The sequence below is a fragment of the Microbacterium sp. NPDC058062 genome, assembly GCF_042885375.1.
Taxonomy (GTDB): domain Bacteria; phylum Actinomycetota; class Actinomycetes; order Actinomycetales; family Microbacteriaceae; genus Microbacterium; species Microbacterium trichothecenolyticum_C.
The window spans coordinates 574,030-587,084 of the sequence record NZ_JBHVSC010000001.1; the positions used below are offsets into that span (position 1 = coordinate 574,030).

The window sequence follows — 13,055 nt, forward strand, 5'->3', positions numbered from 1 at the left end:
GAAGGCGCGGCATCCTTGCGGATGCCGCGCCTTCCGCGTGCGCGGTGAAGCCGGCTCAGAACCCGATCGCCGCGCGATACCGCGGCTTGTGACCGGTGCGGATGCCGGTGACGCTCGGCTTGTTCTCGTACACCCCGGCGCCCCAGTTGCCCTCGACGAGCACCGGACCGTCGGGCGTGACGACGATGTCCCAGCCGACGTACTGGATCTGGGGCACGACCCGGGCGACCTGGTCGACGAACTCTTTGACCTGATCGATCATCGGCAGCTGGAAGTCGGCGATGACGAAGCCGCTGTCGGGGTGCTTCTCGTGCACATGGCTGTGCGAGTCGTAGCCCGGTCCGACCGCATGACCGTTCTCGTCGAGCATCGTGTAGAAGCCGCCGAACGTCATCTGGTCGCTCACGGCGCCGCGTCCGAACTTCTGCGCCATCGCCAGGATGTGGGTCTTCTCCCCGTCGAAGAATGCCGTGACACGGGTCGTGTTCACGGTTCCGGGGCACACCGCCGCGAGGTCGGCGTGCTGGCGGATGACCTCCTCGATGAGCAGCTCGCCGCGGGAGAGCAGACCGCGGTGGAACTCGTCCCAGTCCGAGACGTCGGCCGCGTGGTAGCGGTGCACGCCCGTGCCCGCCTGGCCCACCGGCTCCTTCGTGACGATCGTGCCGTGCTTCTCGGCGAAGGCGCGCACCGCGTCGGTGTTGCCCTCCTCGACCACCATCCAGTCGCGGCGGAGGAAGTCGCTGAAGACGCGGTCGAACTCGACCTTGTCCTGGAACTGGCCGCGGTAGTCGGGGTGGTCGTACTTCTGCGAGATCTCGTTCGACACCGGGTGCGTCATATAGGTCGCCCGCTCGGCGCGGTTCAGGATCGCGAAGTCGTAGTCGACGTAGTCCTGGAAGCCGACCTGCTGGAACCCGGCCGACCACAGCATGTCGACGAGGACCGCGGGGGTCCACTTGCCGTGCTCGTGGGCGGTCTCCTTCGCGCGCTCCAGCACGGATCCGACGTCTATGCGACGGACACGCCAGGCGAGGTAGCGAAGACGGTTCGAGAGGGCGAGGCCCTGAGAAGACATGCGTGCTCCGGGTTCGGTTCGGGGACCCCGATAGTCTAGAGGCGTGAGTTCCGCGATCCCTGGGCACGACCATGCCGTGCCGGGATCAGGTCCCCGCAGCGCCCCCGTCGCGCGGATCTCGCGGGCCGTGCTGACCGCGAACGCGCGCACCGCGTGGGATCGCGGCATCCGTTCCTACGACGCGTCGATCCTCGAAGCGGATGCCTGGGGCCACGGCGTGGAGCTCGTGCGCGACGTGCTGGCGACCGTGGGCCTCGAGGCCCGCACGCCCCACGGCGGGCCCACCGCAGCCGACTCGGCGCCGATCGCGGCGCGGAGCGACTCGCTCTCGGCGGCGGCACTCCTCGGGCTCCCCGGCACCGAACGCCCCGCCGTGCCCGCGCTGCGACTCACGGGGACCGTGCTCTCCGTGAAGGATCTCCGCGAGGGCGAAGGCGTGTCGTACGGCTACGCGTACCGCGCGCCCGCGGACACGCGCGTCGCGCTCATCACGGGCGGCTACGCGCAGGGCATCGTGCGCGCCCTCGGCGGAGCGGTGGACGTCGCGATCGCGGGGGAGAGGCATCCCGTCGTCGGACGCGTCGCCATGGACGTGTGCGTGGTGGACATCGCGGATGCCGCGGTCCGCCGCGGCGACGAGGTCCTGTTCCTCGGCGACCCGGCGGAAGGCGAGCCCTCGCTCGCCGACTGGGTCCGTGAAACGGGACTCACCGCCGGTGAGCTCGTCACCATGGTCGGGCTGCGTGCCGGTCGTGAGGAGACCCCATGACCGCCCGCCTCCATGTCGACCTCGACGCCCTGGTCGCGAACATCGCGCAGGTGCGCGCGACGGTGTCTCCCGCGGAGCTGATGCTCGTGGTCAAGGACGACGCCTACGGCCACGGCCTGGAGCCTGTCGTGCAGACGGCGGCCGCCGCAGGCGTGAGCTGGTTCGGCGCCTTCGATGTGCGGACGGGGTGCGCCGTGCGAGACGCCGTCGGCGACGACGCCCGCATCTTCGCGTGGATCGCCGCCTCGCGCGATGACCTCGAGGCCGCCGTCGCCCGGCGGATCGACCTCGGCATCGGCGACGCCGACCTGCTGGAGGAGCTCGCAGAGGCCGCCCGCGATGCCGGTGCCCCGGTGCGCGTGCACCTCAAGATCGACACCGGACTGCACCGCAACGGCGTGCGGCCGGAGCAGTGGCCGGCCTTCGTGTCGCGCGCTGCAGTCCTCGAGGCGGACGGCGTGATCGAGGTCGCGGGTGTCTGGAGCCACATCGCCGAGGCTTCCGATTCCGAGGACGACGACGCCCGAGCCGTGTACGAGTGGGCCCTGGACCAGGCCACGGCTGCGGGCCTGCGCCCGGCCATGCGCCACCTCGCCGCCAGCGCCGCATCCTTCGCTCGGCCCGAGTTCCGCTACGACATGGTCCGCGTGGGGGCGTTCTGCTACGGCATCCGCTCCGCCGGGGGACCGTCTGCCGATCACCTGGGCCTCCGCCCGATCGGCCGGCTCGACGCGGACGTCGTCGAGGTCGGCGAGGAGTTCGTCCGGATCGGTCTCGGTGCGTTGGAGGGGCTCCCGTCATCGCTTCAGCGGCGCGCGTCCGTCGGCACACCGGCGGGCGGGCGCGCACTCGTTGCCATCGGCGGCACGGAGTCCCTGGTCGCCGCGTGGCCGGACGCGGTCGTCGGCGACGTCGTCACGCTCTACGGATCGGGCGTCGCCGGGGAGAGCACGGCGACGGATCTCGCGGAGATCATCGGCACGATCGGTGAAGAGATCGCCCTGCGCGTCTCGCCCCTTGTAGAACGCAGATACACCCGCCGCTGAAGCGACGGGTGCGAGTCTGCCGAACGGGCGCCTACTCGGCCAGGCGAGCGGTCTCGTCGTGCCACGAGGTCGCGATGGCGCGGAGCTTCTCTTCGTACTTGCGGCCGTGGTGGGCGCAGAAGAGCAGCTCGCTGCCGTTGACCTCGGCTGCGATGTAGGCCTGTGCGCCACACGAATCGCAGCGGTCCATCGCCGTGAGGCGGTATTCGAGGACGGCGCCGGTCTCGGTCGGTGTCGATAGCGTGTTCATCTCGGTGCCTCCTCGTACTTGTAGAACTCTCTAGCGGTCATGAAATACAACCACGCCGACGTTTCGAGAATGCCGCGAAGTGATGACATTTCGCTGAGCGCGTACGCGTACCGGCCCTGAAGCGTGTCTGTGCGGGGCTGTCGGGCGCCCCGATTACGATGGGAGATTGTGACCGCCGAGTACTCCGCCCATCATCTCCAGGTGCTCGAAGGGCTCGAAGCGGTCCGCAAGCGCCCCGGCATGTACATCGGCTCGACCGACTCGCGCGGCCTCATGCACTGCCTGTGGGAGATCATCGACAACTCCGTCGACGAGGCGCTCGCCGGCCACGGCTCGCGCATCGACATCGTGCTCCACGCCGACGGCAGCGTCGAAGTGCGCGACCGCGCCCGTGGCATCCCCGTCGACATCGAGCCGCGCACGGGGCTGACCGGCGTCGAGGTCGTCTTCACCAAGCTCCACGCGGGTGGCAAGTTCGGGGGCGGCTCGTACGCCGCATCGGGCGGTCTGCACGGCGTCGGGGCATCGGTCGTCAACGCGCTCTCGGAGCGCCTGGACGTCGAGGTCGACCGCGGCGGCAAGACGTGGGCGATGTCGTTCCACCGCGGCGAGCCCGGTGTCTTCTCGAACGGCAGCCCCGATTCGGGCTTCACCCCGTTCGAGGAGCGCAGCGAGCTGCGGGTCGCTGGCCGCGCCGCGAAGGGCGTGACCGGCACGCGCATCCGCTACTGGGCGGATCGCCAGATCTTCACGAAGGACGCCGCGTTCAACCTGCAGGAGCTCGAGCAGCGCGCGCGCCAGACCGCCTTCCTGGTCCCGGGCCTCGAAATCGTCATCCGCGACGAGCGACCCGGCACCGAGGCCGGCGAGCCCGTCGAGACGAGTTACCGGTTCGACGGCGGCATCTCCGAGTTCGCCGACTTCCTCGCGCCCGACTCCGGCGTCACCGACACGTGGCGACTCACCGGTGAGGGCAGGTTCACCGAGACCGTCCCGGTGCTGCAGCCCTCGGGCGCGATGGTGCCGACCGAGGTCGAGCGCGAGTGCCACGTCGACATCGCCGTCAGGTGGGGCACCGGCTACGAGACGGTGTCGCGCTCGTTCGTCAACATCATCGCCACGCCCAAGGGCGGCACGCACCAGCAGGGGTTCGAGCAGGGCCTCATGAAGGTGCTGCGCGATCAGGTGGCACAGAACGCGCGTCGCCTCAAGGTCGGCAACGACAAGCTCGAGAAGGACGACATCCTCGCCGGGCTCACCGCCGTGCTGACCGTGCGTGTCGCCGAGCCGCAGTTCGAGGGCCAGACGAAGGAGGTGCTCGGCACGCCGGCGGTCCGCCAGATCGTCTCGAACGTCGTCACGCGCGAACTCGCCGCGCGCTTCACGTCGCCGAAGCGCGACGACAAGGCGCAGACCTCGCTCCTGCTCGACAAGGTCGTCTCCGAGATGAAGGCGCGCATCTCCGCGCGCACCCACAAAGAGACGCAGCGCCGCAAGAACGCGCTCGAGTCCTCGTCGCTGCCGGCGAAGCTCGCGGACTGCCGGTCGAACGACGTCGCCGAGTCGGAGCTGTTCATCGTCGAGGGCGACTCGGCCCTCGGCACCGCCAAGCTCGCACGCAACAGCGAGTTCCAGGCGCTGCTGCCGATCCGCGGCAAGATCCTCAACGTCCAGAAGGCGTCGATCAGCGACATGCTGTCCAACGCCGAGTGCGCCGCGATCATCCAGGTGATCGGCGCCGGCTCGGGCCGCTCGTTCGACCTCGACACCGCCCGCTACGGCAAGATCATCCTGATGAGCGACGCCGACGTCGACGGCGCCCACATCCGCACGCTGCTGCTGACCCTGTTCTTCCGGTACATGCGACCGCTCATCGACGAGGGCCGGGTCTACGCCGCCGTCCCGCCGCTGCATCGCGTGGTCGTGATGAACCCCGGCTCCAAGCCCAACGAGACGATCTACACGTACTCCGAGGCCGAGCTGCACGGACTGCTCACGAAGCTCACGAAGGCCGGCAAGCGCTGGCAGGAGCCCGTCCAGCGCTACAAGGGCCTCGGCGAGATGGACGCCGACCAGCTCGCGACCACGACCATGGATCGCAACGGCCGCACGCTGCGACGCGTGCGGATGCAGGATGCCGAGGCTGCGGCATCCGTCTTCGAACTGCTCATGGGCAACGACGTGGCGCCGCGCAAGGAGTTCATCATCGACTCCAGCGACCGGCTGGTGCGCGAGCGCATCGACGCGTGATCTGATCGCCGTTCCCCGCAACAGCGAGAGGCGCACCGGCTGAGCCGGTGCGCCTCTCCTGTGTATCGGGTCTCAGCGGATGCCGGTGCCGACGGCGCCGATGACGCCGTCGAGAGCGGTGCCCGATGCGTCGCGCTTCGCGCCGGACTCCGGAAGAGTGCGAGTCGCGCCGTCCGAGCCGATGGCACGGGGATCCGTGCCGACCCAGGCGATCGTCAACGCGTCCTCGCCCTTCAGGAAGCGCTGGGCGCGCACGCCGCCGGTCGCGCGCCCCTTGGCGGGGAACTCGCTGAACAGCGACACCTTGGCGCTGCCGGCGTCGGTGCCCGCGAGCGCCGTGGTCGAGCCGGCGATCGTGACCACGACGGCGTCGAACTCGGAGGGCCCGACGACATCGAACGAGATGACCTGCGCGCCGTCGGTGAGACGGATGCCGGCCATGCCGCCGGCCGAGCGGCCCTGCGGGCGCACCGAGGACGCGTCGAAGCGGAGCAGCTGGGCGTCGCTCGCCACGAACACGAGCTCGGCACCGTCGGACGCGGGCGCGGCGCCGATGACGCGGTCGCCGTCCTTGAGGGCGATGACCTCGATGTCGTGCTTGTTCGCGATCTCGCTCGCGGCGACGCGCTTCACGATGCCCTGCGCCGTGCCGATCGCGATCGGCGGGCCCTCGACGAGCGGCACGAGCGCGACGATGTGCTCGCCGCCGCTGAGACCCAGGTACTGGTCGCCGCGGGTGCCGGCGGCGAGCTGCACCGAGTTGCCGGGCACCGACGGCAGGTCGACGGGGGAGAACCGCACCAGGCGGCCGAGGTTGGTCACGGCCCCGATGTCGCCGCGGGTGGTGGTGTCCACCGACGACCGGATGGCGTCGTGCTTCGAGCGCCGTGCCGGCGCGACGATGCCGCCGCCCGGGGCGTCGGCCGCGAGCTCGGCACGCACCATGCGGCCGGTGGCGGAGAGGAAGACGCGGCACGGCGCGTCCGCGATCTGCAGGTCGGCGACCGCCGCCGCGGCGCGCGAGCGCGGCTGCACCGGACCGCCGTTGAGGAGAAGTGTGCGCCGCGGCGTGCCGAACGCCTCGGAGGCGGCATCCAATTCGTGCGCCACCTGCGCGCGCAGCAGCACGTCGCTGCCGAGCAGCTCCTCGAGCTGCGCGATCTCCTTCTTCAGGTTGTCGCGCTCGGTCTCGAGCTCGATGCGCGAGAACTTCGTGAGGCGACGCAGTCGCAGCTCGAGGATGTACTCGGACTGCGGCTCGGACAGGTCGAAGACGCTCATGAGGCGCGTGCGCGCCTGCTCGCTGTCGTCGGACGTGCGGATGACCTGGATGACCTCGTCGATGTCCAGGATCGCGATGAGGAGGCCCTCGACCAGGTGCAGGCGCTCCTTGCGCCGCTCGAGGCGGTAGCGGCTCCGGCGCGTGACGACGCTGATGCGGTGATCGAGGTAGACGCGCAGGAGCTCGCGCAGACCGAGGGTCTGCGGCTGCCCCTCGACCAGGGCGACGTTGTTGATGCTGAAGGAGTCCTCGAGCGGCGTCAGCCGGTAGAGGTGGTCGAGCACCGCCTGGGGGTCGAAGCCGGTCTTGATGCCGATGACCAGACGCAGGCCGTGGTGGCGGTCGGTCAGATCGGTGACGTCGGCGATGCCCTGCAGCTTCTTCGCGTTGACGGCGTCCTTGATCTTCTCGATGACGCGCTCGGGGCCGACGAGGTAGGGGAGCTCGGTGACGATGAGGCCGGTGCGGCGAGGGCCGAGCGACTCGATCGAGACCTTCGCCCGCGTGCGGAAGCTGCCGCGGCCGTTCGTGTAGGCGTCCTTGATGCCGTCGAGGCCGACGATGATGCCGCCGCCGGGGAGGTCGGGGCCGGGCACGAACTCCATGAGCTCTTCGACCGTCGCCTCGGGGTTCTCGAGCAGATGGGTCGCGGCGCCCACGACCTCGATGAGGTTGTGCGGCGCCATGTTGGTCGCCATGCCGACCGCGATGCCGGTGGTGCCGTTGACGAGCAGATTGGGGAAGGCGGCCGGCAGCACCTCGGGCTGCTGGAACTGGCCGTCGTAGTTCGGGATGAAGTCGACGACGTCTTCATCGAGGTTCTCGGTGAGCGCGAGCGCCGGCGGGGCGAGGCGGGCCTCGGTGTAGCGGGGCGCGGCGGGGCCGTCATCGAGCGAGCCGAAGTTGCCGTGCCCGTCGACGAGGGGCACGCGCAGGGAGAAGGGCTGGGCCAGACGGACGAGCGCGTCGTAGATGGGGGCGTCGCCGTGCGGGTGGAGCTTTCCCATCACCTCGCCGACGACGCGCGCGCTCTTCACATGGCCGCGGTCGGGACGCAGCCCCATGTCGGCCATCTGGAACAGGATGCGTCGCTGCACCGGCTTGAGCCCGTCGCGCGCGTCGGGCAGGGCACGCGAATAGATGACCGAGTACGCGTACTCGAGGAACGACGTCTGCATCTCCGAAGAGACGTCGACGTCCTCGATGCGTCCGTGGTCGGCGGGGGAGGAATCGGTGCGGGAAGCGGGCATGTGTCGAAGAAGCCTCGGGTGACGGCGGAGAGCGAGGGGGCGCGGCCGCGTGTGCGAGACTGGCCCCGATGACCCTCAGCCTACCCGTGGACCCGCCGCGTGCCCGGAGCCTCACCCGTGTCGTGACCGAGATGTCGGCGGCGCTGGACGGCAGCTCGGAGTGGTTCGCCCCGGCGCGGAGCGCGATCGTGTGGGTGCTCGACGGGCTCGGTGCCCACAACCTCTCGGCCCGGGCCGGCCACGCCCGCTTCCTCAGTGAGGCTCGCGCGAAGAAGGACGTCGCGCGCTCGGTCTTCCCCTCGACCACCGCCGCCGCGCTGACCAGTCTGCTCACCGGGGCGCTGCCGGGGGAGCACGGCATCGTCGGGTACCGCGCGCGGGTGCCCGGCACCGACGACGTGGTGAATCTGCTCCGCGGCTGGGACACCGACGGGCTCCCGCTCGAGTTCCAGCGCGCCGCCCCACTATCCGCGACGCTCGGCCGGCCGTTCTTCGCCGTCTCGCGCAACGAGTACGCCGGCACCGGCTTCACCGCGGCGACGCTCGGGGATGCCGAGTTCCACGGCGCCGACGACCTCGATGAGCGCGTGAGCCTCGCCGCGGACCTCGCGGCGCAGCATCCGGGGTCGCTCATCTATCTCTATGCCCCCGATCTCGACGCCATCGGTCACAAGCGCGGCTGGGAGTCCGACGAATGGGTCGCGGTGCTGGAGCGGGTGGATGCCGCGGCCCGCACGCTCTCGAAATCCCTCGACCGCGGCACCGGGGTGGTCGTGACGTCCGACCACGGCATGATCGACGTGCCACGCCATCGGCATCTCCTCCTCGGAGAAGGGGACGACCTGCTCGACGGCGTCCGCCTCCTCGGCGGCGAGCCCCGCATGCTCCACCTCTACACGGAGCCGGGTGCCGCCGATGCCGTGCTCGCGCGATGGCGCGAGGCCGAGGCATCCCGTTCGTGGGTGTTCTCGCGCGCCGAGCTCGAGGCGTCAGGTCTCGTGGGCCGGATCGACCCGGAGGTGCATGCCCGCATCGGCGACGTGATCGTCGCGGCGCGCGCAGGAATCGCGTACTACGACGACCGCCTCGCCGACAAGGCACCGCAGAAGATGATCGGGCAGCACGGCTCCCTCACGGACGAAGAGCGGGTGGTCCCGCTCATCCGGCTCGGCGCGTTCGCCTCGGCCTGAGCCCCGGCGTCAGTCGTCGGAGCGGGCGCCGAAGACGATCTCGTCCCACGACGGCATCGACGTGCGGCCCTTGCGGCGGCCGGCCTCGGCGACGGCGGCCGGGGTGGGTGCCTGGAATTCGGACGCCGTCGGCTCCTCTTCGGACGCCGACTCGTCGTAGCCCGGCTCGAGCGCGTCGAACAGCGCGACCGGGGCGGGCGAGCGGGGCGCCGATGCGACCTCTTCGGCCCCCGGAAGCGGCTCGCGCTGACCGCGGCGGCGACGCAGCGCCTCGAGCAGGTCGGCGGTCTCGGCCGAGGTCACGACGGCGGGCTCGGTGGCGCGCTTGATGGCGGCCTCCTGCACGGCCGGCGCCGCGGGGGACGGGATATCGGGCGACTCGATGTCGGCGTCGGGGAGGCGGCGCGGGCCGAACGCTCCGCTGTCGAAGCGGGAGTCGTCCTTCGGGGGCACCGCGTCGAGGGCGCGGAGCCGGGGGATGAGCCCCTCGGGGAGCGACCCCTGGCGGGACAGCTGGATGGCGTCGGCGTTCAGCGGCGACAGCGTGCTGCGGCGAGGATCGAAGCCCCAGCGGGCGTCGTGGCCGATGTCGTTCGAGGTGAACTCCAGCTTGACGGTCCAGCCGGTCGGCTCCTTCCAGCTGGTCCACCGTTCGCCGATCGCTCCGGCCTCGGCGAGCTTGGCGCGCACCGCGGAGCCGAACGTCGTCTGCCCGTCACCTTCGAAATCGCCGCCGAGCAGCACCGGAACCGCCAGCGCCTGACCGACGATGTGCTCCCGCTCGGCGAGCACGGGGCCCTCGAAGCGCACGATGTCCTCGACGCGGGCACCGAGGAGTTCGGCGACCTCCCGCGCGGACAGCCCCGACCGGATGTGGGCCTGGATCTCGCGGGGACTGGGGCGCGGCGTCTGCACGTCTGACTCGCGCTCGCGGCGCGCCTTGCGCAGCTCACCGCGGAGGACGTCGTCGACCTCGAGCGTGAATCTCTCGCCGGACTCCGTCGCCAGGATGAGCTTGTCGTCCTCGGTTCCGATGACTTTGAGCTGTTCCATGCGGACGCTCCCTGCTTCTCGTGCCGGCTCTTGGCTGCGCTTTCCCGGCGGACTCACGGCTTCAGAGCCCGCCTGTCCGCCCCATCGTGTCACAGCGCACCACGACGACCGGGAATATCCCGCGCGTGCCGCGAGTTTCACGCGAACGCACGGTCAGGATGGCGCCGGATCGCATTTGCGAAAAGGGGAATGGTCGTGCAAACTATCGCCGCCCGCAAGGGCGAGCGCAACCGCGAATACCCGGAAGTTGAGATCTTCACGCATGGCCACCGATTACGACGCCCCCCGCAAGACCGAGGACGACAGCGAGTCGATCGAGGCGCTCAAGGAGCGCGTTCCTGACAAGCTCTCGGGCTCGGTCGACGTGGAGGACGCCGACAACCCGTCGGGCTTCGAGCTGCCCGGTGCCGACCTGTCGGACCTCGAGCTCGATGTCGTCGTTCTCCCCGCACAGGAGGACGAGTTCACCTGTTCGAACTGCTTCCTCGTGAAGCACCGCTCGCAGCTCGATCACGAGACCGCAGACGGCCCTATCTGTACTGAGTGCGCCGCGTGATCTGAGCCCGCCGCACCGCGGCGGCCAGCCGGTCCGGCGTCCGCGAGGAGATGACCCACGCGGTCGTCGGATCATCGGCATCCGTCACCGGGAGCACGACGACCCCGTCGATCCCGCCCCGGATGAGATGCCACGACCGCGGGTCGAGACCCGCACCGCGCGCATGGCGCGCGTCCTCCCCGACATGCACCTCGCCGTCGCCGAGGAACTCCACACCGATGTGCGCACGCCCGGCCCTCAGCTCTCCGTCGCGGACCTCCACGACGGGTGCCGCCAGGATCAGCAGCGCGATCAGCAAAACGCCGACGACGGCGCCCACGATCAGGGCGATCGTCGTGTCGATCGGCGTGACGACGAGCGCCGCCATCGGCGCCGCCATTCCCGCGGCGACCAGGATCCACAGCGATGGGCCGAGCCGCTCGCGGTAAGCGTCGGCACGGCCGGTTCGGGCACCGGCGTGAGGCATTGAGTTCTGCATTACCCTCGTTGGGTGACTGAAACGGTGGACGTCCCCATTATCGCCCCCGACGTCCCGGTGTACGCGCACCCTGGGGACGCCGGAGCCGACCTCGTCGCCGCCGAGGCGGTGCGCCTCGAGCCCGGTGAGCGTGCCCTCGTCGGCACCGGCGTGCGGATCGCACTGCCCGAGGGGTATGTCGCCTTCGTGGTCCCGCGCAGCGGCCTGGCGGCCAAGCACGGGATCACCGTCGTCAACGCGCCCGGCACGATCGACGCCGGCTACCGCGGCGAGATCAAGGTGATCCTGCTGAACACCGATCGGGCGCAGGCACACGACATCGCCGTGGGCGACCGCATCGCGCAGATCATCGTGATGCCGGTGCCGCGCGCCGTATTCATCCCCGTGGAAACCCTGCCCGACAGCGTGCGCGGCGAGGGCGGCTTCGGCTCCACGGGCTACCAGAAGGACGGAGTCCTCGCATGACCGACCCCTCATCCGTCGACGGCCCGCGCAAGGTCGCACCCGACGACCGCGCCACGACCGGCCCGTTCGACGAGTCCGAGGCCAACCCGGTCCGCCCCTACATCGATCTCGGCGGGATCAAGATCCTCCCTCGTGAGGGCCTGAACCTGCGCCTCGAAGTCGAGGAGCAGACCAAGCGCATCGTCGCGGTCGGCCTCGACTACGCCGACTCGACCCTCCAGGTGCAGCCGTTCGCGGCACCGCGCTCGGCGGGCCTGTGGGAGGAGACGCGCGAGCAGATCCGCCAGCAGATCCGCCAGCAGGGCGGCCGCGTCGAGGAGCGCGAGGGGCCGCTGGGTCCGGAGCTCCTCGCCGAGGTGCCGGTGATCGCGGGCCCCGACGGCACCGCGGGCAAGCGCCTCGCACGCTTCGTCGGCGTCGACGGGCCGCGCTGGTTCCTGCGCGGCGTGATCGGCGGGGCGGCGACGGCCGACGTCGAGGCCGCGGCCGCCGTCGAGGACCTGTTCCGGTCGATCGTCGTGGTCCGCGGCGGCTCGCCGATGCCGCCCCGCGACCTCATCCCGCTGAAGATGCCGGCGACGCCGGGCTCGGCGTGAGCGACCCCTCGCGCCCCGACGACGCGTCGGATTCCCCCGCGAACGGTGCGGCCGGCCCCTCCGGGGGGACACCGGATGCCGCACCCTCCGCGTCCGAGATGCTCGGCGCCGCCCTGGGAGGTGCCGCGCGTCGCGCCGGCCTCGACCCGGCCGAGGGCAAGACCACCGGGCACGTCGTGTGGGCCGCGATGGGCGGCTGGCGCGGCATCCTCGAGTCCGTCCTCCCGGGCGTCGTGTTCCTCGTCGCCTGGACGGCCACCTACGACGCCGAGGCGAAGTCGGGGAACCTGCCCCTCAGCCTCGCGCTGTCGGTCGGTCTCGCCGCTGTCTTCACGATCGTGCGCCTGATCCAGCGGCAGTCCGCGAGCGCCGCGATCGGCGGCCTGATCGCCGCGGCCGCGGCGGCAGGCCTGTCGCTGTGGACCGGCAGGGGAGAGGACAGCTTCATCCCGGGCTTCCTCACCAACACGCTGTACGGCACCGCCTTCCTCGTGTCGGCTCTCATCGGGTGGCCGCTCATCGGCCTGGCCGTCGGCTTCCTGATGGGGGAGGGCACCGCCTGGCGCGCCGACAAGCGCAAGCGACGCGTCTTCTTCTGGCTCTCGATCGCGTGGGCGGGCCTCTTCGCGCTCCGCCTGATCGTGCAGCTCCCGCTGTACTTCGCGGGCGACGTCGCCGCGCTCGGCACGATCAAGCTGATCATGGGCCTGCCACTGTTCGCGCCCTTGGTCGCGGTCACATGGCTCGCCGTGCGCGCGCTCTACCCGCGCGCCCCGAAGTGATACATTTATC

General features: G+C 70.7%; 13 protein-coding genes. 8 read left to right on the top strand and 5 right to left on the bottom strand.

The genetic code is table 11. From position 1 onward, the window contains the following. Positions 1-55: 55 nt before the first annotated feature. The gene (locus tag ACFVSU_RS02440) at positions 56-1,078 is read right to left on the bottom strand and encodes a sugar-transfer associated ATP-grasp domain-containing protein (protein WP_387137518.1); all 1,023 of its coding nucleotides are present in this window, start codon (positions 1,076-1,078) and stop codon (positions 56-58) included. A 43-nt stretch (positions 1,079-1,121) separates the two neighbouring features. Between ACFVSU_RS02440 and ACFVSU_RS02445 the strand changes: the two genes are divergently transcribed. Then, the gene (locus ACFVSU_RS02445; protein WP_387137521.1) at positions 1,122-1,847 is read left to right on the top strand and encodes an alanine racemase C-terminal domain-containing protein; all 726 of its coding nucleotides are present in this window, start codon (positions 1,122-1,124) and stop codon (positions 1,845-1,847) included. Continuing rightward, positions 1,844-2,893: an alanine racemase gene (locus ACFVSU_RS02450; protein ID WP_387137524.1), complete on the top strand. Its 1,050-nt coding sequence runs from the start codon at positions 1,844-1,846 to the stop codon at positions 2,891-2,893. Before ACFVSU_RS02445 ends, ACFVSU_RS02450 begins: the two co-directional genes overlap by 4 nt. Positions 2,894-2,924: 31 nt before the next feature. Here ACFVSU_RS02450 and ACFVSU_RS02455 read toward each other — a convergent pair whose 3' ends face one another. Continuing rightward, positions 2,925-3,143 (bottom strand): hypothetical protein, encoded by a 219-nt coding sequence (locus ACFVSU_RS02455; protein ID WP_387137527.1) that lies wholly within the window; start codon positions 3,141-3,143, stop codon positions 2,925-2,927. A gap of 168 nt (positions 3,144-3,311) precedes the next feature. Between ACFVSU_RS02455 and ACFVSU_RS02460 the strand changes: the two genes are divergently transcribed. Continuing rightward, on the top strand, positions 3,312-5,393 hold the full coding sequence (locus ACFVSU_RS02460) for a type IIA DNA topoisomerase subunit B (RefSeq protein ID WP_387137531.1): 2,082 nt from the start codon (positions 3,312-3,314) through the stop codon (positions 5,391-5,393). A gap of 72 nt (positions 5,394-5,465) precedes the next feature. On the opposite strand, the gene ACFVSU_RS02465 is transcribed toward ACFVSU_RS02460, so the two are convergent. Next, on the bottom strand, positions 5,466-7,925 hold the full coding sequence (locus ACFVSU_RS02465; protein ID WP_387137534.1) for a DNA topoisomerase (ATP-hydrolyzing) subunit A: 2,460 nt from the start codon (positions 7,923-7,925) through the stop codon (positions 5,466-5,468). A 68-nt stretch (positions 7,926-7,993) separates the two neighbouring features. Here ACFVSU_RS02465 and ACFVSU_RS02470 point away from each other — a divergent pair, with 68 nt between their 5' ends. Then, positions 7,994-9,115 (top strand): alkaline phosphatase family protein, encoded by a 1,122-nt coding sequence (locus ACFVSU_RS02470; RefSeq protein WP_387137537.1) that lies wholly within the window; start codon positions 7,994-7,996, stop codon positions 9,113-9,115. Between the two features lie 9 nt (positions 9,116-9,124). Here the strand turns inward: ACFVSU_RS02470 and sepH are convergent, their stop codons facing one another. Further along, positions 9,125-10,168, bottom strand: coding sequence for a septation protein SepH (gene sepH / locus ACFVSU_RS02475; protein ID WP_387137540.1), 1,044 nt, complete (start codon positions 10,166-10,168; stop codon positions 9,125-9,127). Positions 10,169-10,430: 262 nt separating this feature from the next. Here sepH and ACFVSU_RS02480 point away from each other — a divergent pair, with 262 nt between their 5' ends. Next, the gene (locus tag ACFVSU_RS02480; RefSeq protein WP_045302586.1) at positions 10,431-10,724 is read left to right on the top strand and encodes a DUF4193 domain-containing protein; all 294 of its coding nucleotides are present in this window, start codon (positions 10,431-10,433) and stop codon (positions 10,722-10,724) included. Here the strand turns inward: ACFVSU_RS02480 and ACFVSU_RS02485 are convergent. Beyond that, positions 10,699-11,190, bottom strand: coding sequence for a DUF3093 domain-containing protein (locus tag ACFVSU_RS02485; protein WP_387137544.1), 492 nt, complete (start codon positions 11,188-11,190; stop codon positions 10,699-10,701). The genes ACFVSU_RS02480 and ACFVSU_RS02485 overlap by 26 nt on opposite strands. A 24-nt stretch (positions 11,191-11,214) precedes the next feature. Between ACFVSU_RS02485 and dut the strand changes: the two genes are divergently transcribed. The 3 genes from dut to ACFVSU_RS02500 are packed head-to-tail and all read left to right on the top strand — an operon-like array spanning position 11,215 to position 13,045. Then, positions 11,215-11,667 carry a dUTP diphosphatase gene (gene dut, locus ACFVSU_RS02490; RefSeq protein ID WP_211255976.1) on the top strand — a complete coding sequence of 151 codons (453 nt, stop codon included), beginning with the start codon at positions 11,215-11,217 and terminating at the stop codon, positions 11,665-11,667. Further along, entirely contained in the window at positions 11,664-12,263 is a 600-nt protein-coding gene (locus ACFVSU_RS02495) for a DUF3710 domain-containing protein (RefSeq protein ID WP_387137549.1), read from the top strand. The genes dut and ACFVSU_RS02495 overlap by 4 nt, the downstream gene beginning before the upstream one ends. Further along, positions 12,260-13,045: a DUF3159 domain-containing protein gene (locus ACFVSU_RS02500; protein WP_387137552.1), complete on the top strand. Its 786-nt coding sequence runs from the start codon at positions 12,260-12,262 to the stop codon at positions 13,043-13,045. The genes ACFVSU_RS02495 and ACFVSU_RS02500 overlap by 4 nt, the downstream gene beginning before the upstream one ends. The last annotated feature ends 10 nt before the right edge of the window (positions 13,046-13,055 follow it).